At 60.0% G+C, this 24346-nt stretch carries 21 protein-coding genes; 13 read left to right on the top strand and 8 right to left on the bottom strand.

The window, feature by feature from the left end:
• The first annotated feature begins 36 nt into the window (after window positions 1-36).
• Entirely contained in the window at window positions 37-2982 is a 2946-nt protein-coding gene (locus CGA21_RS06230) for an HD domain-containing phosphohydrolase (protein WP_188263779.1), read from the top strand.
• On the opposite strand, the gene CGA21_RS06225 is transcribed toward CGA21_RS06230, so the two are convergent.
• Both CGA21_RS06225 and CGA21_RS06220 read right to left on the bottom strand, forming a co-directional pair.
• Window positions 2983-3465, bottom strand: coding sequence for a GAF domain-containing protein (locus CGA21_RS06225; RefSeq protein WP_020796807.1), 483 nt, complete (start codon window positions 3463-3465; stop codon window positions 2983-2985).
• Window positions 3462-4352, bottom strand: coding sequence for an ATP-binding protein (locus CGA21_RS06220; RefSeq protein WP_110749670.1), 891 nt, complete (start codon window positions 4350-4352; stop codon window positions 3462-3464). Before CGA21_RS06220 ends, CGA21_RS06225 begins: the two co-directional genes overlap by 4 nt.
• A gap of 117 nt (window positions 4353-4469) precedes the next feature.
• Here CGA21_RS06220 and CGA21_RS06215 point away from each other — a divergent pair, with 117 nt between their 5' ends.
• Window positions 4470-6833, top strand: coding sequence for a response regulator (locus tag CGA21_RS06215; RefSeq protein WP_110749672.1), 2364 nt, complete (start codon window positions 4470-4472; stop codon window positions 6831-6833).
• Here the strand turns inward: CGA21_RS06215 and CGA21_RS06210 are convergent.
• The 3 genes from CGA21_RS06210 to msrB all read right to left on the bottom strand — a co-directional run bounded on the left by CGA21_RS06210 (window position 6817) and on the right by msrB (window position 8367).
• Window positions 6817-7278: a MarR family winged helix-turn-helix transcriptional regulator gene (locus CGA21_RS06210; protein WP_020796804.1), complete on the bottom strand. Its 462-nt coding sequence runs from the start codon at window positions 7276-7278 to the stop codon at window positions 6817-6819. The genes CGA21_RS06215 and CGA21_RS06210 overlap by 17 nt on opposite strands.
• Window positions 7275-7760: a glutathione peroxidase gene (locus CGA21_RS06205; protein WP_110749674.1), complete on the bottom strand. Its 486-nt coding sequence runs from the start codon at window positions 7758-7760 to the stop codon at window positions 7275-7277. Before CGA21_RS06205 ends, CGA21_RS06210 begins: the two co-directional genes overlap by 4 nt.
• A 211-nt stretch (window positions 7761-7971) precedes the next feature.
• Window positions 7972-8367 carry a peptide-methionine (R)-S-oxide reductase MsrB gene (gene msrB, locus CGA21_RS06200; protein ID WP_020796802.1) on the bottom strand — a complete coding sequence of 132 codons (396 nt, stop codon included), beginning with the start codon at window positions 8365-8367 and terminating at the stop codon, window positions 7972-7974.
• Window positions 8368-8593: 226 nt separating this feature from the next.
• Between msrB and CGA21_RS06195 the strand changes: the two genes are divergently transcribed.
• Both CGA21_RS06195 and htpX read left to right on the top strand, forming a co-directional pair.
• Window positions 8594-9805 (top strand): pyridoxal phosphate-dependent aminotransferase, encoded by a 1212-nt coding sequence (locus CGA21_RS06195; protein ID WP_007983502.1) that lies wholly within the window; start codon window positions 8594-8596, stop codon window positions 9803-9805.
• Window positions 9806-10121: 316 nt separating this feature from the next.
• Entirely contained in the window at window positions 10122-11012 is an 891-nt protein-coding gene (htpX, locus tag CGA21_RS06190; protein WP_110749676.1) for a protease HtpX, read from the top strand.
• 127 nt (window positions 11013-11139) lie between these two features.
• On the opposite strand, the gene CGA21_RS06185 is transcribed toward htpX, so the two are convergent.
• Window positions 11140-11796, bottom strand: coding sequence for a thiopurine S-methyltransferase (locus CGA21_RS06185; RefSeq protein ID WP_110749678.1), 657 nt, complete (start codon window positions 11794-11796; stop codon window positions 11140-11142).
• A 102-nt stretch (window positions 11797-11898) separates the two neighbouring features.
• Here CGA21_RS06185 and CGA21_RS06180 point away from each other — a divergent pair, with 102 nt between their 5' ends.
• Window positions 11899-12666, top strand: coding sequence for a DODA-type extradiol aromatic ring-opening family dioxygenase (locus CGA21_RS06180; RefSeq protein ID WP_110749680.1), 768 nt, complete (start codon window positions 11899-11901; stop codon window positions 12664-12666).
• A gap of 25 nt (window positions 12667-12691) precedes the next feature.
• Here CGA21_RS06180 and phnR read toward each other — a convergent pair whose 3' ends face one another.
• Window positions 12692-13405, bottom strand: a complete 714-nt coding sequence (gene phnR, locus CGA21_RS06175) for a phosphonate utilization transcriptional regulator PhnR (RefSeq protein ID WP_110749682.1) — start codon at window positions 13403-13405, stop codon at window positions 12692-12694.
• A gap of 350 nt (window positions 13406-13755) precedes the next feature.
• Here phnR and CGA21_RS06170 point away from each other — a divergent pair, with 350 nt between their 5' ends.
• From CGA21_RS06170 to CGA21_RS06145, 6 genes are all read left to right on the top strand, one after another.
• Window positions 13756-14820, top strand: coding sequence for an ABC transporter substrate-binding protein (locus CGA21_RS06170; protein ID WP_110749684.1), 1065 nt, complete (start codon window positions 13756-13758; stop codon window positions 14818-14820).
• Window positions 14821-14947: 127 nt separating this feature from the next.
• Complete coding sequence (locus CGA21_RS06165) at window positions 14948-15754, top strand: alkaline phosphatase family protein (protein ID WP_110749686.1); 807 nt, start codon at window positions 14948-14950, stop codon at window positions 15752-15754.
• Window positions 15755-15759: 5 nt separating this feature from the next.
• Entirely contained in the window at window positions 15760-16596 is an 837-nt protein-coding gene (locus CGA21_RS06160) for an ABC transporter permease (protein ID WP_177411605.1), read from the top strand.
• Window positions 16583-17383: an ABC transporter permease gene (locus CGA21_RS06155; protein ID WP_110749689.1), complete on the top strand. Its 801-nt coding sequence runs from the start codon at window positions 16583-16585 to the stop codon at window positions 17381-17383. Before CGA21_RS06160 ends, CGA21_RS06155 begins: the two co-directional genes overlap by 14 nt.
• Window positions 17380-18369 (top strand): ABC transporter ATP-binding protein, encoded by a 990-nt coding sequence (locus tag CGA21_RS06150; RefSeq protein ID WP_110749691.1) that lies wholly within the window; start codon window positions 17380-17382, stop codon window positions 18367-18369. The genes CGA21_RS06155 and CGA21_RS06150 overlap by 4 nt, the downstream gene beginning before the upstream one ends.
• A gap of 34 nt (window positions 18370-18403) precedes the next feature.
• Window positions 18404-19057 (top strand): HAD family hydrolase, encoded by a 654-nt coding sequence (locus CGA21_RS06145; RefSeq protein WP_110749693.1) that lies wholly within the window; start codon window positions 18404-18406, stop codon window positions 19055-19057.
• A gap of 126 nt (window positions 19058-19183) precedes the next feature.
• On the opposite strand, the gene CGA21_RS06140 is transcribed toward CGA21_RS06145, so the two are convergent.
• Window positions 19184-20146, bottom strand: coding sequence for an NAD(P)H-quinone oxidoreductase (locus CGA21_RS06140; RefSeq protein WP_110749697.1), 963 nt, complete (start codon window positions 20144-20146; stop codon window positions 19184-19186).
• A gap of 138 nt (window positions 20147-20284) precedes the next feature.
• On the opposite strand from CGA21_RS06140, the gene CGA21_RS06135 reads away from it, so the two are divergent.
• Together CGA21_RS06135 and CGA21_RS06130 are read left to right on the top strand one after the other, a co-directional pair.
• Window positions 20285-22366 carry a carboxy terminal-processing peptidase gene (locus CGA21_RS06135; RefSeq protein ID WP_177411597.1) on the top strand — a complete coding sequence of 694 codons (2082 nt, stop codon included), beginning with the start codon at window positions 20285-20287 and terminating at the stop codon, window positions 22364-22366.
• A 133-nt stretch (window positions 22367-22499) separates the two neighbouring features.
• Window positions 22500-24299, top strand: a complete 1800-nt coding sequence (locus CGA21_RS06130; RefSeq protein ID WP_110749701.1) for a bifunctional diguanylate cyclase/phosphodiesterase — start codon at window positions 22500-22502, stop codon at window positions 24297-24299.
• The last annotated feature ends 47 nt before the right edge of the window (window positions 24300-24346 follow it).

Genomic DNA, 24346 nt, shown 5'->3' with positions numbered 1-24346 from the left:
GCGGAGCAGTGTGTTAACCATCATGGAGTGACCTGCATGCCCAGCCCACTGCGTCCGGATCAACGCCGTTTTCCCCTGCACGTTCATATCAGCGTGATGTTCACTTGCCTGCTGTTGCTGACCGGGATCGTGCTGGGCATTTTCAACTATCAGCAAACCACGCAAATCATTCTGTCGAGCAGTGAAAAACTGTTCAGCCGAATTGAACAGGACGTGCGCCTGGACCTGCACGCCACCTATGAACCGATTCGGCACCTGCTGAGCCTGTTGACGCTTACCCCCGCCACCCAGGCGCCCGATCTGCAGCAGCGCCTGGCGCTGCTACTGCCCTTCAGTCAGTCACTCCAGGACAACCCCGACCTGGCTTCGCTGTACGTGGGGTACGACACCGGTGACTTCTTCATGGTTCGCCCGCTGCGCACCCCAGATCAGAAGGCGCTACTCAAGGCCCCGGATACCGCGGTCTACCAGGTCTGGAGTATCGAGCGAAACAGCAACGGCCAGGCCCATTCGCAATCCCTGTTTTTTGATCGGGAGCTGACGCTCGTCAGCCGTCAGGACAACCCGGAAGAAACCTACGATCCGCGTGGCCGCGCTTGGTTTATCAGCGCCAGCCAAAACACTGACCAGATCACCACCGAACCCTACGTTTTTTTCTCGACCCACAATGTCGGTACCACCCTGGCACGGCGCAGCGGCGAGCATGCCGTACTCGCGGCCGACCTGACCCTGGCCGAGCTTTCGGCCACACTGGCCAAGCATGTGGTGACGCCCGCTACCGAGATCGTGCTGTTCGACGCGCAAGGCAATGCCATCGCTTATCCCGACAGCCGGCGCCTGATCGTTGACGATCAAACCGCCCGCCTGAGCAAGGCCGCCGACCTCAGCCCGGCCCTGCAGGCGCTGCTCGGCACACCTGCGCCGGGTAATCGCCTGGCTGCCATGGGTCGTCAATGGATTGTTGCGCGTAGCCGCATGCAGGAAGGCGGCCCCCAGGGGCTGCAACTGGCAATGCTGATACCTGAAGATGAACTGCTCGTCGATGCCTACCGCATGCGCTGGCAAGGCGCACTGATTACCCTGGCGACCCTGCTGCTGTGCGTGCCACTGGGTTGGCTGACGTCCAGGATCCTGGTCAAGCCCCTGCGCTCCCTGGTGCAGGAAGCGGATGCCATTCGCAGTTTCGATTTCAACTTTCCGGCCACACGTCGCTCTCCGGTACTTGAGGTCGACCAGCTAAGCCTGTCCATGGAGCGGATGAAAGATACCCTGGCGAGCTTTTTCCAGATCACTGACAGCCTGAGCGCCGAGACCCGGTTTGCCCCATTGCTGGAGCGGGTGCTGTTTGAAACGGTAAGGATCGGCCGGGCCCAGGCTGGCCTGATCTACCTGCGCGAAGGGGATGGCGACCTGATGGAACCCCAGGGCCTGGTGATCAACGACACCGCACACGCCCTGTCTTCATTCGACCTTCGCGCACACGCATTCAAGGACGCAGACAGCCCCGCCTGGCTGCAGCAGCTGTCGACGGCCGACAACGTTGTCACCCACCTGGGCTTCGAACAGGCGGGGGATCTCCAAAAAGTCCTGCTGGCAATGGCCTGTCCCCGCGTTCACCTGATCGGCATCCGCTTACACAATCGTCACAACGAAACCGTCGGCCTGCTGGTGTTTCTACTGGCCGACAGCGGCAACGAGAGCGACCTGGACAAACTGCGTCCCGACCGCATCGCATTCCTGCAGGCGGTATCCGGTGCCGCCGCTGTGAGTATTGAAAGCCATCGCTTGCAGGACCGGCAAAAAAAGCTGTTGGACGCCTTCATCAAGCTGCTGGCCGGCGCGATAGATGCCAAGAGCCCCTATACCGGTGGCCATTGCCAACGAGTGCCGGCGCTGACGCTGATGCTCGCCCAGGCTGCGGCAGCCAGCCAGGACCCGGCTTTCAGCGGCTACCAGCCAACGGACGATGAGTGGGAGGCGCTGCACATCGCCGCCTGGCTGCATGACTGCGGCAAGGTGACAACCCCGGAGTACGTCGTCGACAAAGCCACCAAGCTCGAAACCCTGAACGACCGAATCCACGAAATACGCACCCGCTTCGAAGTGCTCAAGCGCGATGCCTGGATCCACTATTGGCAAGCCATTGCCCAAGGTGGCGATGAGCAGCCCCTGGCGCAACAGCGCGATGCCACTTTGGCGGAGCTCGATGATGATTTCGCCTTCATCGCCCGCTGCAACCTCGGCGGCGAGACCATGGCCGAAGCCGATCTGCAACGCCTGCGCAGTATCGGTCAACGCACCTGGACGCGGACCCTGGATGACCGCCTGGGTGTTTCCTGGGAGGAGAACCAGCGCCAGGCACGCACGCCCGCACCCACACTGCCCGTCTGCGAGACGTTGCTGGCGGACCGGCCCGAGCATCTGTTCGAACGCACCGAAGCCGAAGTGATTGCCCAGGACAATCCCTGGGGTTTCAAGCTCGATGTCCCGCATTACAAGTACAACCGCGGCGAGCTCTACAACTTGAGCATTACCCGAGGCACCCTGACACGCGAAGAGCGCTACATCATCAACCACCACATGGTGCAAACGATTCTGATGCTCAGCCACCTGCCCTTCCCCGAGCACCTGGGCAACGTCGCGGAGATCGCCGGCGGCCATCACGAAAAAATGGACGGTACGGGTTATCCGAAACGCTTGAAGCGTGAGCAGATGAGCCTGCCGGCGCGGATGATGGCGATTGCCGATATCTTCGAGGCGCTGACCGCCGCCGACCGTCCCTACAAGAAAGCCAAGACCCTGAGTGAAGCGCTGGGCATCATGGCCAACATGTGCCGGGATGCCCACATCGACCCACAGTTGTTCGAACTGTTCATCAACGCGCAGATTTACCTGCAGTACGCCCGACGCTTCCTCGCCCCAGAGCAGGTCGATGCAGTGGATGCGCCAAGCCTGCTGGTCAAGGCAGGCTTGAGAGCGTGATCAGCAGTCGGTCAGGCGCAGGAAAATAGCGGCCAATTGCTCGATGCCGGCTTGATCCTGCGCAGTGAAACGCGCCAGTTGCGGGCTGTCGAGATCGAGCACGCCGATCAGGCGACCATCCTTGACCAAGGGCACGACCAGTTCGCTGTTCGACGCACTGTCGCACGCGATATGCCCGGCAAACGCGTGCACGTCTTCGACTCGCTGGGTCTGCAAGGTCGCCGCCGCCGTCCCGCACACGCCCCGGCCGAACGGAATCCGCACGCAAGCGATTTGCCCTTGGAACGGCCCCAGCACCAGCTCCCCATCACGATTGAGGTAGAACCCGGCCCAGTTCAAGCCCTCGAGTTGATTGAACAGGAACGCCGAAAACTGAGCGGCGTTGGCAATGAAATCACGCTCATCCGCCAGCAAGGACTCCAGCTGCGCGTGCAGCATGCCGTAGCCCTCGAGGCCCTGGCCGCTCTTTTGTAAATCGATCATGCCTTGTGCTCCAACAGTTTCAACCCCACCCAATAGCGGGCAAATTGATACGCGCAACGTCCGTTGCGATTGCCCCGCCCCGTGGCCCAGCGCACCGCAAGGACGTCCAGCTCTTCGGTGCGTTGCCACGGCAGGCCTGCCTTGTCGGCCAATTGACCGATCCAGTGTTCGACCACATCCAGGAAGTGCTCCTGGGTGAACGGATAGAACGATAGCCACAAGCCGAAGCGATCCGACAGGGCGATCTTGTCTTCCACTGCCTCGCTGGGGTGCAATTCACCATCGACCCGTTTCCAGTTTTCGTTATCGCTTTCCTTTTCCGGCACCAGGTGTCGACGGTTGGAGGTGGCGTACAGCAACACGTTGTCCGGTGCCTGTTCGAGCGAACCGTCGAGAACGCTTTTGAGCACGCGATAGTCGCCCTCGCCTGACTCGAACGACAGGTCATCGCAGAACAATACGAAACGCTGCGGTAGCTTGGCGATCTGCTCGACCACCCGCGGTAAGTCCGCCAGGTGATCACGCTCGATTTCGATCAGGCGCAGACCGGCCTCGGCGTGCTCAGCCAGCAAGGCGCGCACCAGCGACGATTTGCCAGTGCCACGCGAACCCCAGAGCAGGGCGTGGTTGGCCGGCAGGCCATCGAGGAACTGGCGGGTATTTCGTCCCAGTTGCTCCACCTGGCGGTCGACACCGATGAGGTCGCTCAGACGCATGTCCAGGCTGACCTGCAGCGGTAGCAGAAAACCGCTGCGCCCCTCACGCTGCCAGCGCGCAGCCAGGCAATGGGTCCAGTCGATGGCTTGCCGAGGGGTGGGCAACAACGGTTCGATACGGGCCAGAACGGCATCGGCACGCTCAAGAAAAGCATTTAATCGGGAATCCACGTCTTCTCCTCGGGCACGTTCACAGTAATGATGGCGATACAGCAACGAAATACAGCGTTCGATGAACGGTCAACCGCCCTGTTGCGGGGCTCGCGGGATCACCCTGCATGATCGACTATGCTTGAGCAGCGAAGGAAAACGGAAGTGATTCAACACCCCATGGACATCAAGTTCACCAACCGGCTGTCTTACAAACAAGCGCGGCTCACCGTGCTGGTCGGTTTTGTTCTGGGTATGCTGCTCAGCGTGCTGCAAATAGGCATCGATTATGCCAGTGAAGACGCCTCCATCAACCGCGAAATCCTGTCTTTGCTCGAAATCAGTCACAACCCCGCCTCGCGCATCGCCTACAACATCGACGCCGAACTCGCCCAGGAACTGACCTTGGGCCTGTTGCGCTCGCCCGCGATCATCGGTGCGAAACTGACAGACAACAACGGCAGTATCCTGGCCAAGGTCAAGCGTCCAGGCCTGCAAAGCGACTATCGGGTCTTGAGTGACCTTCTGTTCGGGGCCAACCGGCAGTTCGAAGACCGCCTGTACCTGGATCATTTGCCCAGCGAATCCCTGGGTACCCTGCAACTGGACGTCGACACTTACTCGTTCGGCTACCGGTTCCTGCGGCGGGCCGAGGTCACCCTGATCAATGGTTTCGCCCGCAGCCTGCTCCTGAGCGGTATCCTGCTGGCGCTGTTCTACGTGATGCTGACCAAGCCGTTGGTGCGGGTCATCCGCGAACTCAGTGGCCGCGATCCGCGCAGCGCGGAGCCGACCTCCCTGGAATGTCCGGCGGGGCATGCCAACGATGAAATCGGCGTACTGGTGAAAGTCGCCAACCAGCAATTCGAAAACATCGCCACCGAAATCCAGCAGCGACGCAACGCCGAAAACCGTCTGACCGACTATCTTGGCCAGCTGGAAAACATCGTTTCGGCGCGCACCACCGAACTCAAGAGCATCAACGCCCGGCTCAGTCAGTCCAACCAGGAACTGGAAGTCGCGCGCAGTACCGCCCTGGACATGGCCGAAGCGCGTTCAGTGTTCCTGGCCAACATGAGCCACGAAATTCGCACGCCCCTCAATGGCTTGCTGGGCATGATCGCGCTGTCGCTGGACGGCCCGCTGTCTGCCGAGCAACAGCAACAGCTGGCCATCGCCCATGACTCGGGCAAAGTGCTGGTGGAGTTGCTCAACGATATTCTCGACCTGTCGAAATTCGATGCCGGCCAGCTCGAACTCGAGCACATCCCGTTCGACCTTGGTTCGCTGGTCGAAGACACGGCCAACCTGCTGTCGCAGAACGCCGCGCCGAGTGTCGAACTGACCTGCCTGATCGATCCGGACTTTCCTGCGCTGGTGCTCGGCGATCCGACACGGGTCCGGCAGATCGTCAGTAATCTGCTGTCCAATGCGCTCAAGTTCACCCGCTTTGGCCGGGTCGATGTGCGTCTGTCGACCTACCAGGATGGCGTCAGCATCGAAGTCTGCGACACCGGCATTGGCATCCCCCGGGATGCTCAGGTGAAGATCTTCAAGCCCTTCACCCAGGCTGGGGCCGGGATTACCCGACAATTTGGCGGCACCGGGTTGGGTTTGGCCCTGACCCACAACCTGTGTGAAGCCATGCAAGGCCGGCTCACCATCAGTTCTGAACCCGGTTTCGGCAGCCAGTTCTGCGCGCAACTGCCCCTGCCCAGTCACACCCGGGCACTGGCCCCGGCTTCCCTGCAGGGCAAGGTTATCGCGATTACCGCCGCCAGCAGCGGCCTGGCGGAGCTGCTGAGCCGTGTATTGCCCGGGTGGGGGCTCGATTATCAGCAACGGTCGATTGATGATCCATTGCTCGGCTTGAACCCCGATGTACTGATCACCGACTGCCCCGAGTGCCTGTTCAACCTGCGCCCTACCGTCGGCGCGCCCATCCTGCTGGTGACCGCTTACGGCAGCTTCATGCCCAGCGAACAAGTCAGCGCCCTCGCCCCCCTGCAGCAGCAGGCACGCCCACTGGCACGCAATGCGCTGTATCAGACTTTGCGACGAATCTTGCTGGCGCAAACCGATACCCCCATCGATACCCGGGTCGATAGCCACGTCCCGCAGCGACGTGCGCGAGTGCTGCTGGTGGAGGACAACCCGGTCAATCAACTGGTGGCCAAGGGCATGCTGGGTAAACTCGGTTGCGACGTGATTGTCGCCGCGCACGGTGCCGAGGCACTGGATCAATTGGAAGGCCGCGACTTCGATCTGGTGCTGATGGATTGCAATATGCCGGTCATGGACGGCTATGAAGCCAGTCGGCAAATCCGCCGCAGTGGTCGGTGGCCGCAACTGCCCATCGTCGCCCTGACCGCCAACGCCATGTCCGAAGAACGCGAACGCTGCCGTGCAGCGGGCATGAGCGACTACCTGGCCAAGCCTTTCCGCCGGGAAGAGCTTGCCGCCCTGCTGGACGTTTGGATACCGGCTACGACAACGCCTTGATTTGCCCCAGCAAGTGGTCAAGGCCGTCGCGCAGGTCATTCAGCCGATCCAGATCCACACCGCTGTCGCATAACAGGCGGGCCTTGAGCGGCCCGACCTGATCACGCAGTGCGGTGCCCTTGGGCGACAAGCTCAGGTGTACCTCGCGCTCATCGCGCGCCGAGCGCTGACGCTGAACCAGTTGCAGTTGCTCAAGACGCTTGAGCAGCGGCGTCAGCGTGCCGGAGTCCAACGCCAGGCGCTCACCCAGCGCCTTGACCGTCGGCTGCTCCGGGGCAACCGCCTGCCATTCCCACAACACCAGCATCGCCAGGTACTGTGGATAAGTCAGGCCCAACTGATCGAGCATCGGCTTGTAGGCGCGAATGACCGCGCGGGACGCCGCATACAGTTTGAAGCAGAGCTGGCTGTCGAGGCTCAGCGAGTCGACGGACAAGCTGTTCATTTGAGCAGTGCTTCGATCTCACCGCTCAAGTCCTGCGGCTTGGTCGCTGGCGCGAAGCGCTTGACCAGCTGGCCGTCCTTGCCGATCAGGAATTTGGTGAAATTCCACTTGATGCCTTGGGAACCGAGCACACCCGGCGCACGCTTTTTCAACTGCACAAACAAGGGATGGGCGCCGTCGCCATTGACTTCAATCTTTTTGAACAGCGGGAAACTGACACCGTAGTTCAGCTCGCAGAACTCGCTGATCGCCCCTTCGCTGCCCGGTTCCTGCTTGCCGAATTGATTGCAGGGGAAGCCAAGCACCACCAGGCCTTGATCCTTGTAGGTCTGCCACAGGTCCTCAAGGCCTTTGTATTGCGGGGTGAAGCCGCATTTGCTGGCGGTGTTGACCACCAATACGGCCTTGCCGGCAAAATCCGCCAAGGTTTTTTGTTCGCCCTTGATGGTGGTGCAGGGAATGTTTAGGAGGTTGTCGCTCATGATCGAGGCACTCGAAAAGGGGATGATGCGACAAACATAGCGAGCAATTGAATTGTGTGCAATCTAATAAATCCCACCTGCCCCTCAATCAACACTCAATCTCTGTAGGAGCTGCCGCAGGCTGCGATCTTTTGATCTTGATCTTTCGCGATTGAGAGAGAAAACAAAGATCAAAAGATCGCAGCCTGCGGCAGCTCCTACAGGGTTCGCGTTACGAGCGGGGTACCAGGTCCAGGCACACAGAGTTGATGCAGTAACGCAGGCCGGTTGGCGGCGGGCCATCCGGGAATACGTGGCCCAGGTGCGCGTCACATTTGGCGCAGACCACTTCGGTGCGGATCATGCCGTGGCTGACATCACGAATCTCGGTCATGGCGCTATCGCCGATCGGCGCATAAAAGCTTGGCCAGCCACAGCCGGAATCGAACTTGGTGCTGGAATCGAACAACGGCTCGCTACAGCAGATGCAGTGGTAGATACCGTCGGTCTTGGTGCCGTTGTACTTACCGGAAAACGGGCGTTCGGTGCCCTTGAGGCGGCAAACGTTGTACTGCTCGGGATCGAGCATGGCTTTCCATTCTTCCAGGGTTTTTTCCAACTTTTCCATCATCACACCTCAGCAACTGAAAAAGCCCGATCTGTACCTTTTCCACGGATCGGGCGGCACGTATGATTGCGCCTCGTCAAACGCCAGTCTGGCAGCCAGACCACGCGCATTCAAACGGATTTATGGGTGCTGCCTCTCAAGGCGTCAGGCCTGTGTGATTACGCAGGATTCCCAGCACGGTTGTCCACACACCGCCTGGATCGTTCATTTTCGGGAACACATCGCCATGCAGGTCAGCAAATCGAACAAGCTCGCCAACGTCTGCTACGACATTCGCGGCCCAGTGCTCAAGCACGCCAAACGCCTGGAAGAGGAAGGCCATCGCATCCTCAAGCTGAACATCGGCAACCCGGCGCCCTTTGGTTTCGAAGCGCCGGACGAAATCCTCCAGGACGTGATCCGCAATCTGCCCACTGCCCAGGGTTACAGCGACTCCAAGGGCTTGTTCAGCGCGCGCAAGGCCGTGATGCAGTACTACCAGCAAAAGCAGGTGGAAGGCGTCGGCATTGAAGACATCTACCTGGGCAACGGCGTTTCCGAGCTGATCGTGATGTCGATGCAGGCCCTGCTCAACAACGGCGACGAAGTGCTGGTGCCAGCGCCCGACTACCCGTTGTGGACCGCCGCGGTAAGCCTCTCGGGCGGTAACCCGGTGCATTACCTGTGCGACGAGCAAGCCAACTGGTGGCCGGACCTGGCGGACATCAAGGCCAAGATCACCCCGAACACCAAGGCACTGGTGATCATCAACCCGAACAACCCGACCGGTGCGGTGTATTCCAAAGAAGTCCTGCTGGGCATGCTGGAGCTGGCCCGCCAGCACAACCTGGTGGTGTTTTCCGACGAAATCTACGACAAGATCCTGTACGACGACGCCGTGCACATCTGCACCGCGTCCCTGGCGCCGGACCTGCTGTGCCTGACCTTCAACGGCCTGTCCAAGTCTTATCGAGTGGCGGGTTTCCGTTCCGGCTGGATCGCTATTTCCGGGCCGAAGCACCACGCCCAGAGCTACATCGAAGGCATCGACATGCTGGCTAACATGCGCCTGTGCGCCAACGTGCCGAGCCAGCACGCGATCCAGACTGCACTGGGTGGCTATCAAAGCATCAACGACCTGGTGCTGCCGCCAGGGCGACTGCTGGAGCAGCGTAACCGCACCTGGGAACTGCTCAACGACATTCCTGGCGTGAGCTGCGTCAAACCGATGGGTGCACTGTATGCGTTCCCGCGGATCGACCCGAAGGTCTGCCCGATCCACAACGACGAAAAATTCGTCCTCGACCTGCTGCTCTCGGAGAAGCTGCTGGTGGTGCAAGGCACGGCGTTCAACTGGCCATGGCCCGACCACTTCCGCGTCGTGACCCTGCCGCGCGTCGATGACTTGGACATGGCCATCGGACGCATTGGCAATTTCCTCAAATCCTATCGCCAGTAAGCAGCCAGTCACCGTGCGATGCCAGAAACATCGCACCGTGATTCATTCTGCAACATATGCTCGCGCCCTACCCGTGACCTCACTCGCGATGCCCGTGCACTGCCCCATTGCCTGGTCACATCGAGTAACGACGGGCACTCTGTTGCCGGTTGGCTGGCAAATCACTTTGCCAGCCCTTGTCGGAAATGCCCTGCAAACAGCTACGCTGTTGCTGTAGGACACAGTTTGAAATAGTCACTCGGTTGAATACCCCGTTGCGGCACCTTATATACCCCGCAGTACGCTACATCTTTAGCATGAGGAGATTTCTACAACCATGATGCGCATCCTGCTGTTCTTGGCCACTAACCTGGCGGTCGTGCTGATTGCCAGCATCACCCTGAGCCTTTTCGGCTTCAACGGGTTCATGGCGGCCAATGGGGTTGATCTCAACCTCAATCAGCTGCTGATTTTCTGTGCGGTCTTCGGTTTCGCCGGTTCCCTGTTCTCGCTGTTCATCTCCAAGTGGATGGCGAAGATGAGCACCAGCACCCAAATCATCAGCCAGCCACGCACGCGTCACGAGCAATGGCTGCTGCAAACGGTCGAGCAATTGTCCCGCGAAGCCGGGATCAAGATGCCCGAAGTCGGGATTTTCCCGGCCTATGAGGCGAACGCGTTCGCCACCGGCTGGAACAAGAACGACGCACTGGTCGCGGTCAGCCAGGGCCTGCTGGAGCGTTTCTCGCCGGATGAAGTGAAAGCCGTCCTGGCCCACGAAATCGGCCACGTGGCCAATGGCGACATGGTGACCCTGGCCTTGATCCAGGGCGTAGTGAACACCTTCGTGATGTTCTTCGCACGGATCATCGGCAACTTTGTCGACAAGGTGATCTTCAAGAACGAAGAAGGCCAGGGCATTGCCTACTACATAGCCACCATCTTCGCCGAGCTTGTCCTGGGTATCCTGGCCAGTGCCATCGTCATGTGGTTCTCGCGCAAACGCGAATTCCGCGCCGACGAAGCCGGTGCACGCCTGGCCGGTACCAGCGCGATGATTGGCGCACTGCAACGCCTGCGCGCTGAACAGGGCCTGCCGGTGCATATGCCTGACACCCTGAATGCCTTCGGCATCAACGGTGGCATCAAACAGGGGTTCGCCCGCATGTTCATGAGCCACCCGCCGCTGGAAGAGCGTATCGACGCACTGGCGCGTCGTCGCGGCTGAACGCTGGCGATATAAACAAAAAGGCCCGCAATGATGCGGGCCTTTTTTTGCCTGCTGATTTATACGGCGCTCATCAGGGCCCCTTCGCGGGCAAGCCCGCGAAGGGGCCGGCACTGGCGGCTACAACCTATCGACTGGAAACCCGATACACCCGCTCCTCGAGCCGCGTAACGCCTGCCTCCAGAAACTTGCCGCTCTCGCTCAGCACATCCTGGTCTTCGAGGGTCTTAAGCGTCCACGAAGCACCGAACAACCGCTGCACTTCTTCATCGAGCACGGCAAAAGGCGGCCCCTCCATCTGCGCCTGGTCGTAGTCCAGGGTAATCAACAACCCGTTGGAGCCCTTGGGCAGGATCCGCGTCAAATGAGCCGCATAGCGCTGACGCATTGGCGCGGGCAACGCAATCAATGCGGCTCGATCATAGACGGCCGAGCAGTCGGCGACATCGCCTGGCGTCAGATCGAAGAAATCGCCACACCACAGCTCGATGGAACCTGCGCGGTATACCTTGAAAGGCCCTTGTTCATCGACTGCTGGATCGAAATGGTGCTCGCTGAAGAAATCCTCGACAGCCTTTTCCGACAGTTCGATCCCCAGCACCTCATGGCCTCGCTGCGCCAGCCACAGCAGGTCCAGGCTCTTGCCGCATAACGGTACCAGTACGCGAGCGCCCTCTTCCAGGCCCAGCGCCGGCCAGAATCGCTGGAGATATGGGTTCACTTGCGGCAAGTGAAAACCGATCTGATTCGATTTCCATTTTTTGTGCCAAAACTCCGGCTGCATAAATAACCCCAAAATTCGATCAAAACACCCTAAAACTTATATTAGATTTAGATCAATGATCTGACAGAAGATGGCTCTATCTTAACTCTCAGGAGCTCATCCATGTTCCCCAGCCTCTACATATCCCATGGTTCGCCAATGCTGGCCCTGGAACCTGGGGCCAGTGGGCCGGCCCTTGCTCGCCTGGCGACAGAGATGCCCAGGCCAGACGCTATCGTGATTGTCTCTGCGCATTGGGAAAGCGATGAACTGCTGGTCGGCGGCAACCCGCAGCCGGACACCTGGCATGACTTCGGCGGTTTTCCGCGAGCCCTGTTCGAAGTGCAATACCCGGCCCCCGGCAACCCCGAGCTGGCCGCACAGGTGGTCAGTCTGTTGCAGGCCAACGCCCTTCCCGCCCGCATCGACAGCACTCGACCGTTCGACCATGGTGTCTGGGTGCCGCTGTCGTTGATGTATCCGCAGGCCGATATCCCGATTGTGCAGGTTTCACTGCCTACCCGAGGCGGTCCCGCGCTACAGGCCCGCGTTGGCAAAGCCCTGAGCGGCTTGCGTGAACGGGGCGTGCTGTTGATTGGTTCCGGCAGCATTACCCACAACCTGCGAGAGCTGGACTGGCATGCCGGCCCCGAGAGCGTGCAACCCTGGGCCCAGGTATTTCGCGACTGGATGATCGACAAGTTGGCGGCCAACGATGAAGCCGCCTTGCAAGACTATCGCCGGCAAGCACCGAACGCGGTGCGTAACCATCCCAGCGATGAACATCTGTTGCCGTTGTACTTTGCCCGCAGCGCCGGGGGCCCATTCAGTATTGCCCACCAGGGATTCACCCTGGGCGCGCTGGGCATGGACATCTACCGCTTCGGATAAGGGCCAGAACCTGCGGCGGCCAGGTTCAAGCCACATCGACCCCCACATGGATCGCATCGTGGCGCCAAAACTCCAGGTCACAATCGATCAGCCGCCCATGCTGATCGTAATTGACCCGGGCGATGCGCAGCCCAGGACTGCCCACCGACACCCGCAAAGCGGCCGCCGCGTCTGCCGACAACGCCGTCGGCACAATCTCGAAGCGCACCCGACCGTAGTGCAGGTCGTAGTGCCGCGCATACAGTTCGGTGATCGACTGATTCAGGTCGAACTCCAGAATGCCCGGAAAATACTGCGGATTGAGATAGTGCTCCACGTACAGCACCAGTCGCCCATCGATGCGCCGCGAACGACAGACCTGAATCACGCTCGACAATGCTGGCAACTGTAACCAGGCACAGACCGCCGCCGATGCCGGCTGCAAGCGCGCCGAAATGACTTCGGTGGACGGCACCCGCCCCTGGGCGCTGACCATGGCGTGAAAGTGGCTGCGCTGCATCAGGTTATAGGCCAGGCGTGGGGGCGACACGAACCAGCCACGACGCTCCTCGCGATAGATCTGACCCTGGGCTTCGAGCTGCAGCAAGGCCTCGCGCACGGTTATGCGCGTGGTCCCAAACAACTCACTGAGCTTGCGTTCGGCTGGCAACTTGCTCCCCGGCGCCAGCAGCCCGTGATCGATCTGCTCCTGAAGCACCTGGCCAATGGCTGTCACCGCTTTTGTTGCCTCATCGCGCATCAACGTTACCTATCTGGACTAGACCAGCACACTTACAGGGCAGAACCGGCGAAAAAACCGGCTGTTTAACGATCCTGCAAGCGTAGGCAATGCAGATGACCGAGAGATGACATAGCCGCCGGACGGTCATCCTACGCACGTGCAAGACATCGGCCAAGTCCTTGCACACCGGGCCTTCACCCATGGTCTACGCTTACTTGGCACCCGCCAATACCGGGCAAGTAAACGTTCATTGGAGCGACGAACGACATCAAAATGTCATCGAGTCACCCTAGATTGGCTCAGGTATTGCTGACCTAGACCAACACAATCGCAATCGCAGCGTTGAAAACGCCCATAGGAGCTTCGGAATGAAACAGCTTTTCCTGGCATCACTGTTAGGCTCGACCATTGCCATGTGCACCGCCGCCATGGCGGCTGATGATTTGAAAACCCTGGAAGCCGCTGCGAAAGCGGAAGGCGCCGTCAACAGTGTCGGCATGCCCGATGACTGGGCCAACTGGAGAGGCACCTGGGAAGACCTGGCGAAGAACTACGGCCTCAAGCACATCGACACCGACATGAGCTCGGCCCAGGAAATCGCCAAGTTTGCCGCCGAGAAAGACAACGCCAGTGCCGATATAGGCGATGTGGGCGCAGCCTTCGGCCCGATTGCGGTGAAACAGAACGTTACCCAGCCCTACAAGCCGTCCACCTGGGACCAGGTACCGACCTGGGCTAAAGACAAGGACGGTCACTGGGCACTGGCCTACACCGGCACCATCGCCTTTATCGTCAACAAGAAGTTGCTGCACGGCTCCGAGGTACCGACCAAGTGGGCTGACCTCAAAACCGGCAAATACAAGGTATCGATCGGTGACGTGAGCACCGCCGCCCAGGCTGCCAACGGCGTTCTGGCTGCTGCCTATGCCAACGGTGGCGACGAGAAAAACCTGCAGCCGGCACTGGCGCTATTTGCCGACCTCGCTAAACAGGGTCGCCTGTCGATGTCCAACCCGGTCATCGGCGCCATGGAAAAAGGCGAGATCGAAGTGGGTGTGGTCTGGGACTTCAACGGCCTGAGTTACAAGGCCAAGATGGCCAATCCGGATGACTACGTGGTGCTGATCCCGTCCGATGGCTCGGTGATTTCCGGCTACACCACCATCATCAACAAATACGCCAAGAACCCGAACGCCGCCAAGCTGACCCGCGAGTACATCTTCAGCGACGCTGGCCAGATCAACCTGGCCAAGGGTAACGCCCGTCCGATCCGGGCCGAGCACCTGACCCTGCCAGCCGAGGTCCAGGCCAAGCTGCTGCCGAACGAGCAGTACAAGAAAGTCACGCCGATCAAGGATGCGGATGCGTGGGAGAAGACCTCCAAGTCCTTGCCGCAGAAGTGGAACGAAGAAGTCATTGTTGAAATGAAGTAATGCTTCATCCGTAGGAGCCGGCTTGCTGGCGATCCAGTCAACGCGGTCTCTTTGAGCATCGCGTTGATCCAAGCGCCAGCAAGCCGGCTCCTACGGGTTTGGAGAACATCCACGGAGTTTTGCCCCCATGAAACACAACGTCATCCTTGTCGTGCTCGACGGCCTCAACTACGAGGTCGCCCGTCACGCCATGGGGCACCTGCAGGCCTACGTCGGCGCAGGACGCGCCGCACTCTACAAGCTGGAATGCGAGCTGCCGGCCTTGTCCCGACCGCTCTACGAATGCATCCTCACCGGTGTCACACCGATCGACAGCGGCATCGTTCACAACAACGTCTCGCGCCTGTCCAACCAGCGCAGCATTTATCACTACGCCACCGCTGCCGGCCTGAAAACCGCCGCCGCGGCCTATCACTGGGTCAGTGAGTTGTATAACCGATCGCCGTTCGTGGCGGCCCGGGATCGCCATACCGACGACCCAAACCTGCCAATCCAGCACGGGCACTTCTACTGGAACGACCACTACCCCGACTCACACCTGTTCGCCGATGCCGAAAACCTGCGCCTGCGCCACGCACCGAATTTCCTGCTGGTGCACCCGATGAACATCGACGACGCCGGGCACAAGCATGGCCTCGACACCTCGCAGTACCGCAACAGCGCCCGCTCGGCGGACATCATCATCGCCGACTACCTGCAAGCCTGGCTCGACGCCGGGTATCAGGTGCTGGTGACTGCTGACCATGGCATGAACAGTGACCGCTCCCATAACGGCTTGCTGCCCGAGGAGCGTGAAGTGCCGCTGTTCGTCCTCGGCGACGCCTTCAGTTTCAATGCCGGCGCCACACCCAAACAAACAGAACTGTGCGGCACCGTGTGCGAATTACTGGGTGTCCCCCACGACAAGCCGATCTGCCGGGAGCTACTCAAGTGAACGCCATGACCCGCGGCAAATGGATGGCAGCCCTTTGCCTGATACCTTTCGCGCTGTTTTTCTTCGTGTTCCAACTCGCGCCGCTGTTCTGGGTGATGATCAACAGCCTGCAATCGGAAGAGTTCGGCTGGGGCCTGGCCAATTTCACTAAAATCTTCAATTCGAAATTCTACCTGCAGGCGATCCGGTACAGCCTCGAAATCAGTTTCTGGTCCAGCGTGTTCGGCATCATCATTGCCGTACTTGGCGCCTATTCCTTGCGCCGTGTCGACTCCAGGCTGCGTAATTTCGTCAATGCCTTTGCCAACATGACCAGTAACTTCTCCGGGGTACCGTTAGCGTTCGCCTTCATCATTTTGCTGGGATTCAACGGCAGCTTCACCATCATGCTCAAGCAGGCCGGGCTCATTCAGGACTTCAACCTGTACTCGAAAACCGGGCTGATCATTCTCTACACCTACTTCCAGATTCCCCTGGGCGTACTGCTGCTGTACCCGGCCTTCGATGCACTGCGCGAAGACTGGCGCGAATCCGCCGCACTGCTCGGTGCCAACGGCTGGCAGTTCTGGCGCCACATCGGTTTGCCGGTGCTGACCCCGGCCCTGCTCGGCACCTTCGTGATCCTGCTGGCCAACGCCCTCGGCGCCTACGCCACGGTGTACGCCCTGACTACCGGCAACTTCAACGTGCTGACGATCCGGATCGCCGCGATGGTCTCGGGCGATATTTCCCTGGACCCGAACCTGGCCAGTGCTTTGGCCGTGGTGCTGGTGGCATTGATGACCCTGGTGACCATCGTCCATCAACTGCTGTTGAAGAGGAGCTACCATGTCTCGCGCTGAATTGGGGCCTGCCGGCATCTACCATCGGGTGGTGGTCTACCTGCTGTTTGCAATCATGCTGCTGCCGCTGATCGGCACCTTTGTCTATTCGATTTCCAGCAGTTGGTCGGCCACCATTCTACCCAGCGGTTTCAGTATCAAATGGTATGCGCAGCTGTGGAGCGATCCGCGCTTCCTGAGCGCTTTCGGCCAGTCACTGCTGGTTTGTGTCGGTGCGCTGATCCTGGCGGTCGTGCTGATCCTGCCGCTGCTGTTCGTGGTGCATTACCACTTCCCCAAACTCGATGCGCTGATGAACATCCTGATCCTGCTGCCCTTTGCAGTACCGCCCGTGGTGTCATCGGTGGGGCTTTTGCAGCTCTATGGTTCCGGGCCGTTTGCGATGGTCGGCACGCCATGGATCCTGATCGGCTGTTATTTCACCGTAGCGCTGCCGTTCATGTACCGCGCCATCACCAACAACCTGCAAGCAATCAACCTGCGCGACCTGATGGACGCCGCCCAGCTGCTCGGCGCGAGCACCTTCCAGGCTGCATTCCTGGTCGTGCTGCCGAACTTGCGAAAAGGCTTGATGGTGGCGCTGCTGCTGTCGTTCTCGTTCCTGTTCGGTGAGTTCGTGTTCGCCAACATCCTCGTCGGCACTCGCTACGAAACCCTGCAGGTTTATCTCAACAACATGCGCAACAGTAGCGGTCACTTCACCAGTGCACTGGTGATTTCCTACTTCCTCTTTGTGCTGGTCTTGACCTGGATTGCCAATATCTTGAACAGGGACAAAAGCGAATGAGCTATGTCAGCGTCCAACATCTGCAGAAAAACTATTCGGGCACCACGGTATTCAGCGATATCAACTGCGAAATCCAGAAGGGTGAGTTCGTTACCCTGCTGGGCCCGTCTGGTTGCGGAAAGTCCACGTTGCTGCGCTGCATCGCCGGGCTGACATCGGTCGATGGCGGCAAGATCTTGCTCGATGGCGTCGATATCGTGCCATTAAGCCCGCAAAAACGCGGGATCGGCATGGTGTTCCAGAGTTATGCATTGTTCCCCAACATGACCGTTGAGCAGAATGTCGCCTTCGGTTTGCGCATGCAGAAAGTCAATTCTGACGACAGCCAGAAGCGTGTCGCAGAAGTATTGAAACTGGTGGAGCTGCAAGAGTTTGCCGCCCGTTATCCGCATCAGTTGTCCGGCGGTCAATGCCAGCGCGTCGCCCTCGCCCGTTCGCTGGTGACCCGGCCCCGGCTGTTGCTGCTGGACGAACCGCTGTCAGCCCTGGATGCGCGGATTCGTAAGCACCTGCGCGAACAAATCCGTCAGATCCAGCGCGAACTGGGCCTGACCACTATCTTCGTCACTCACGATCAGGAAGAAGCGCTGACGATGTCCGACCGCATTTTCCTGATGAACCAGGGAAAGATCGTACAAAGCGGTGACGCTGAAACCCTTTACACCGCACCGGTGGACGTTTTCGCCGCCGGTTTCATCGGCAACTACAATTTGCTGGACGCCGACAGCGCGTCGAAGCTGTTGCAACGGCCGATCAAGCACCGCATCGCCATTCGCCCGGAGGCCATCGAACTGAGCCTCGACGGCGATCTCGACGCCCAGGTACGCAGCCACAGCCTGCTGGGCAACGTGATTCGCTACCGGATCGAAGCCCGCGGCGTGGAACTGGTGGTGGATGTGCTCAACCGCTCGGCGTCCGACCTGCATCCCGATGGTCAGCGCCTGGCGCTTTCCATCGATCCGACGGCCCTGCGTGAGGTAGCCTGATGCCCTTGCTGAAGTTGAAGAGAGAACTGCACTGATGGCCCTGGCAATTTTTGATCTGGACGAAACCCTGATCCACGGCGACTGCGCCTCGTTGTGGAGCGAACAAATGGTCCGCCTCGGCTGGGTCGACGGAGAATCCTTCCTGCGTCGTGACAAGGAATTGATGGACGCCTACGGCAGGGGGCACCTGGCCATGGAGGACTACATGGCCTTCAGCCTGGAACCCTTGGTCGGCCGAACTCCCGCAGAAGTCGAACACTTGGTCGGCCCTTGGGTGGAAGATTTCATCGAACCGATCATCTTCAGCGACGCCACCAAAACCATCGCCGCCCACCGCAAGGCCGGCGACCGGATCCTGGTGATCTCGGCCTCGGGCGTCCATTTGGTCAAGCCGATCGCCGAACGCCTGGGCATCGATGAAATCCTGGGTATCGAGCTGGAAGTGGCACACGGGGTCTATACCGGCAAGACCGTCGGCACCCTGACCTACCGCGAAGGCAAGATCACCCGGTTGCTGGAGTGGCTGGATGCCGAAGAGGAAAACCTGGAAGGCGCGAGTTTCTACTCGGACTCACGCAATGATTTGCCGTTGTTGCTAAAGGTCGATTACCCGCACGTGGTCAATCCGGACCCGGTGTTGCTTGAGCAGGCCGAAAAATCCAACTGGCCAATCCATCTCTGGAAGTAGTACCTCGCCCTGATCATTCCCACGCTCCGCGTGGGAATGCAGCCCGGGACGCTCTGCGTCCCAGAGCCGAACGCGGAGCGTCCCTTGAGGCGTTCCCAGGCAGAGCATGGGAACGATCTACAGAGGTCAGGTCAGGCTTTCGTCAATCACCAACACCAACTTCCCCGCCACCTTGTTACTCGCCAACTCGGCAAACGCCGCTTCGGCGTCCTTGATCGGGAAAGCCTTGGCCAGTTGCGGGCTCAAGCGTTTATCCGCAAACAGCGGCCAGACGTGCTGGCGCAGATCGCTGAACAGATCCGCCTTGAACTGATCATCGCGGCTGCGCAGGGTCGAGCCCAGCAACTGCACACGCTTGGCCAGCACCTGCGCCAGGTCGAGCGTGGCCTCGCGGCCTCCCATCAGGCCGATCAACACCCAACGACCGTCGATCGCCATCAGTTTCAGGTTCAGCGCTGCGTAGTTGCCGCCCACCGGATCGAGGACGACGTCGAATGGCCCCAAGTCGCGCAGGCTGTCCAGCTCGTCAGTACGCACTACTCCGCCCTGGGCGCCGAGCGCTTCGCAATAGGCCAGCCGCTCAGCGGAGCCGACACTGACCCAGCACGGATTGCCGAATGCCTTGCATAGCTGAATGGCAGCTGAACCGATTCCACTCGCTCCGGCGTGCAACAAAACTTTTTCACCCGGCTTGAGTGCCGCGAGTTGAAACAAATTCAGCCAGACGGTTGCGTAGACTTCCGGCAACGCAGCCGCTTCGGCCAACGACATTTCGTCGGGAACCGGCAACACGTGCCGCCCGTCGACCACCACCTCCTGGGCCATCCCGCCCCCGGCCAGCAAGGCGCAAACCCGATCGCCCACCTGCCAGGCCGAACCCGGCCCGACCTCGCTGATCACCCCCGAACACTCTAGACCAAGCACTTGGCTGGCACCCGGCGGTGGCGGATAAAGACCGGCCTTCTGCAACAAGTCGGCACGATTGAGACCCGCTGCCGCCACTCGAATACGAACTTGCCCTACATCACACCCAGGACTGGGCTCTTCAACCCACACCACTTGACCGTCAACGCCTTGCAATGCTTTCACAGTGCCTCCATAGTGAGTCTGGACTGAGCCCGAAGCTGTAGCACCGGGCTTTTTGCATTATGCGACCGGCCCTTGTGGAACCGGCGACTTCAAAGACGGCCTAATATGCGTTATCAATTGTCCCCGCGTCGAATCAACATGAAGCGTTTGTTCCCCAGCACTGCCCTCGCCCTTTTCATCGGTATCGGCTTGCTGCCGATGTCCGGCACTACTTTCGCAGCCAACAGCTGGGACAAGCTTCAGCCCGACCGTGACGAAGTCATCGCCAGTCTGAATGTCGTAGAGTTGCTCAAGCGCCACCACTACAGCAAGCCGCCGCTCGATGACGCCCGCTCGGTGATCATCTACGACAGCTACCTGAAATTGCTCGACCCGTCGCGCAGCTACTTCATGGCCAGCGACATCGCCGAATTCGACAAGTGGAAGACCCAGTTCGACGACTTCCTCAAGAGCGGCGACCTCAACGCCGGGTTCACCATCTACAAGCGCTACCTGGACCGCGTCAAGGCGCGCCTGGACTTTGCCCTTGCCGAGCTGAACAAGGGCGTCGACAAGATCGACTTCACCACCAAGGAAACCTTGCTGGTCGACCGCAAGGATGCCCCTTGGCTCAAATCCACCGCGGAACTTGACGACCTGTGGCGCAAACGCGTCAAGGACGAAGTGCTGCGGCAGAAGATCGCCGGCAAGGATTCCAAGCAAATCCAGGAAACCCTGACCAAGCGCTACAAGAACCAGCTGGCGCGCCTTGACCAGACCCGCGCGGAAGACATCTTCCAGGCGTACATCAACACCTTCGCCATGTCCTATGACCCGCACACCAACTATCTGTCGCCGGATAACGCGGAAAACTTCGACATCAACATGAGCCTGTCCCTGGAGGGCATTGGCGCCGTATTGCAGAGCGATAACGATCAAGTCAAGGTCGTGCGCCTGGTGCCTGCAGGCCCGGCGGACAAGACCAAGCAGGTCGCACCGGCCGACAAGATCATCGGCGTTGCCCAGGGCAACAAAGAGATGGTCGACGTGGTCGGCTGGCGCCTGGACGAAGTGGTCAAGCTGATCCGCGGCCCCAAAGGCACCATCGTGCGCCTGGAAGTGATTCCGGCCAGCAATGCACCGAACGACCAGACCAGCAAGATCGTGCCGATCACTCGCGAAGCGGTGAAGCTCGAAGACCAGGCGGTGAAGAAGTCGGTACTCAACCTCAAGCAGGATGGCAAGGACTACAAGCTCGGCGTCATCGAGATTCCGGCTTTCTACCTGGACTTCAAGGCGTTCCGTGCCGGCGATCCGGATTACAAGAGCACCACCCGCGACGTCAAGAAGCTGCTGACCGAGTTGCAAAAGGACAAGGTCGACGGCGTGGTCATCGACCTGCGCAACAACGGCGGTGGCTCCTTGCAGGAAGCCACCGAGCTGACCAGCCTGTTCATCGACAAAGGCCCGACCGTACTCGTGCGTAACGCCGACGGCCGTGTCGATGTCCTGGAAGATGAAAACCCGGGCGCCTTCTACAAAGGCCCGATGGCGTTGCTGGTCAACCGCCTGTCCGCCTCGGCTTCGGAAATTTTCGCCGGCGCCATGCAGGACTACCACCGCGCACTGATCATCGGCGGCCAGACCTTCGGCAAAGGCACCGTGCAGACCATCCAGCCGCTGAACCATGGCGAGCTCAAGTTGACCCTGGCCAAGTTCTACCGGGTTTCCGGACAGAGCACCCAGCATCAGGGCGTACTGCCGGACATCGATTACCCGTCGATCATCGACACCAAGGAAATCGGCGAAAGCGCCCTGCCCGAAGCCATGCCGTGGGACACCATCCGTGCGGCGATCAAGCCTGCGGTCGACCCGTTCAAACCGTACATCACCCAACTCAAGTCCGAGCATGACGTACGCACGGCCAAGGACGCGGAGTTCGTGTTCATCCGTGACAAACTGGCCCTGGCGCAAAAACTGATGACGGAAAAAACCGTCAGCCTCAATGAGGCCGAGCGTCGCGCCCAGCACGCCGATATCGAAGCCAAGCAGCTTGCCATGGAGAATATCCGCCGCAAGGCCAAGGGCGAAGAGCCGCTCAAGGAGCTGAAGAAAGAAGACGAAGACGCTATCGCGGCCGAGGACGACAAGACCAAGCCGGAAGACGACGCCTACCTGAGCGAGACCGGGCGCATCCTGCTGGATTACTTGAAGCTCAATACGGCGGTAGCCAAGCACTAAGCTGATGGCAATTTAATGCTGACGCTCCCCGGAGCGTCATTAAACAGTCATCATTCTGTCGTGAAATAACGGACCGGTAGCGGCTCTTTCAACCAAGAGGACGCCCGGTCCTTTTTTTTCGCCAGAGATCGCCATGACCACAACCGAACAGCTGAGTGCCTTGAGTTCAATCCTGGCTCAAAGCGGTTTGCACAGCCTGTTCCAACCCATCATCAGCCTTTCCGAGCGACGCATCCTGGGCTACGAAGCCCTGAGCCGCGGCCCCTCCAACAGTCCGTTGCACTCCCCTGTCGCCCTGTTCGCCGTCGCCCGCCAGGCGGGTCGCCTCAGCGAACTGGAAATCGCCTGCCGACAGAGCGCGTGCCGGCGTTTCAACGAACAGCAACTGCCCGGCAAACTGTTCCTCAACGTCTCCCCGGAATCCTTGCTCGAAGCGGCCCACCAGCCCGGTCGCACCTTGCAGTTGCTGCAGGATTTCGGCATTGAACCGAACCAGGTGGTCATCGAACTCACCGAGCAGACCCCCACCGACGACTTCCAGCTGCTGCACACCGCCCTGCATCATTACCGGGCCATGGGGTTTTCCATTGCACTGGACGACCTGGGCGCGGGTTACTCCAGCTTGCGCCTGTGGTCCGAACTGCGTCCCGACTACGTGAAGATCGACCGACATTTCATCGACGGCATTCACCTGGATGCCCTCAAGCGCGAGTTCGTTGGCTCGATCCTGCAAATTGCCAACGCCTCGCGGGCACAGGTGATCGCCGAAGGCATCGAATTGGCGGAAGAACTGGCGGTACTGACTGAAATGGGCGTCGATCTGGTCCAGGGCTACCTTCTCTGTCGGCCACAGGAACATCCACCGCGCGATGCCCGCACCTTGATGCCCAGGCGCGACAGCAGCGCCGTGGCGCTGGGCGAAGACGGCAGCGACTTGAGTGCCCTGCTCAACGACCAGCCCGCGGTGGCCCGCCACACCCCGACCGCCACCGTGCTCGAAGCCTTCCGTCGCCAGGCCAACCTGAACTCGCTGGCGGTGCTGGATGAGCAAGGCCAGCCTTGCGGTATCGTCCATCGCCATTCGCTCTCGGATGCCCTGCTCAAGCCGTTTGCCACCGACCTGTTCGCCCGCAAACCGATCAGCCGCCTGATGAGCGACGACTTCCTCGCCGTCGAGCTGGGCCAGTCACTGCAGCAAGTCAGCCGGTTGATCACCAGCCGCGCCCGGCAACGCATCGAGGAAGATTTCATCATCACCCTCGATGGCAACTACCTGGGCCTGGGCCGGGTGATCGACGTGCTCAAGCTGATCACCGAACTGAAAATCCAGCAAGCGCGCTACGCCAACCCCCTGACCCTGCTGCCGGGCAACGTACCCATCCAGCAATGCCTGACACGGCTGCTGCAACAGCAACGCGAATCGCTGATCTGCTACGTGGACATCGACAGCTTCAAACCCTTCAACGACATCTACGGCTACGGCCGTGGCGATGAAGTCCTGCTGTGCCTGGCACAATGCCTGAATGAGCGCATTGACCCCGCCCGCGACTTCGTCGGCCACATCGGTGGCGATGACTTCCTGCTGGTGCTGGGCCCGGACGACTGGCGCAAGCGCTTGAACCAACTGCTGGAGGACTTCCAGGTGCAGTGCCGACGCTTCTACCGCAGCGAACACCTGGAAGCCGGCTGCTTCACCGCCCCCAACCGCCAGGGCACGCGCCAGGAATTCCCCTTGTTGTCACTGTCGATCGGGGTGGTGCATCTACACCCACAGGCCTGTGGGCAACTCGATGCGAGCCAGTTGGCGGAGATGGCTTCGCAGGCCAAGCATCACGCCAAGGATGTGCCGGGGTATAGCGTGCATGTGATGGATAGCCTGGAGGGGACGGGGCGAGGGAGTGAATGGTTGATTGCGCCATTGCACTCCACTTGACCAGCCATCTGCATTTGACCTGACCACCGATTCAACGGATTTACCGG

The organism is Pseudomonas sp. PSB11 (assembly GCF_014596605.1).
Lineage (GTDB): Bacteria > Pseudomonadota > Gammaproteobacteria > Pseudomonadales > Pseudomonadaceae > Aquipseudomonas > Aquipseudomonas umsongensis.
The sequence above is the reverse complement of the archived record's forward strand: the minus strand, read 5'-3'. Positions and strand labels throughout refer to the sequence as shown.

Coding starts and splice junctions, on each gene's coding strand:
- CGA21_RS06185 (WP_110749678.1), bottom strand. CDS start 11,796: ATGCAGCCGGAGTTTTGGCACAAAAAATGGAAATCGAATCAGATCGGT.
- CGA21_RS06135 (WP_177411597.1), top strand. CDS start 20,285: ATGAAGCGTTTGTTCCCCAGCACTGCCCTCGCCCTTTTCATCGGTATC.
- CGA21_RS06195 (WP_007983502.1), top strand. CDS start 8,594: ATGCAGGTCAGCAAATCGAACAAGCTCGCCAACGTCTGCTACGACATT.
- CGA21_RS06210 (WP_020796804.1), bottom strand. CDS start 7,278: ATGAACAGCTTGTCCGTCGACTCGCTGAGCCTCGACAGCCAGCTCTGC.
- CGA21_RS06205 (WP_110749674.1), bottom strand. CDS start 7,760: ATGAGCGACAACCTCCTAAACATTCCCTGCACCACCATCAAGGGCGAA.
- CGA21_RS06160 (WP_177411605.1), top strand. CDS start 15,760: ATGACCCGCGGCAAATGGATGGCAGCCCTTTGCCTGATACCTTTCGCG.
- CGA21_RS06180 (WP_110749680.1), top strand. CDS start 11,899: ATGTTCCCCAGCCTCTACATATCCCATGGTTCGCCAATGCTGGCCCTG.
- CGA21_RS06150 (WP_110749691.1), top strand. CDS start 17,380: ATGAGCTATGTCAGCGTCCAACATCTGCAGAAAAACTATTCGGGCACC.
- CGA21_RS06130 (WP_110749701.1), top strand. CDS start 22,500: ATGACCACAACCGAACAGCTGAGTGCCTTGAGTTCAATCCTGGCTCAA.
- CGA21_RS06170 (WP_110749684.1), top strand. CDS start 13,756: ATGAAACAGCTTTTCCTGGCATCACTGTTAGGCTCGACCATTGCCATG.
- CGA21_RS06215 (WP_110749672.1), top strand. CDS start 4,470: ATGCTTGAGCAGCGAAGGAAAACGGAAGTGATTCAACACCCCATGGAC.
- CGA21_RS06145 (WP_110749693.1), top strand. CDS start 18,404: ATGGCCCTGGCAATTTTTGATCTGGACGAAACCCTGATCCACGGCGAC.
- msrB (WP_020796802.1), bottom strand. CDS start 8,367: ATGGAAAAGTTGGAAAAAACCCTGGAAGAATGGAAAGCCATGCTCGAT.
- CGA21_RS06230 (WP_188263779.1), top strand. CDS start 37: ATGCCCAGCCCACTGCGTCCGGATCAACGCCGTTTTCCCCTGCACGTT.
- CGA21_RS06155 (WP_110749689.1), top strand. CDS start 16,583: ATGTCTCGCGCTGAATTGGGGCCTGCCGGCATCTACCATCGGGTGGTG.
- CGA21_RS06225 (WP_020796807.1), bottom strand. CDS start 3,465: ATGATCGATTTACAAAAGAGCGGCCAGGGCCTCGAGGGCTACGGCATG.
- CGA21_RS06165 (WP_110749686.1), top strand. CDS start 14,948: ATGAAACACAACGTCATCCTTGTCGTGCTCGACGGCCTCAACTACGAG.
- htpX (WP_110749676.1), top strand. CDS start 10,122: ATGATGCGCATCCTGCTGTTCTTGGCCACTAACCTGGCGGTCGTGCTG.
- phnR (WP_110749682.1), bottom strand. CDS start 13,405: ATGCGCGATGAGGCAACAAAAGCGGTGACAGCCATTGGCCAGGTGCTT.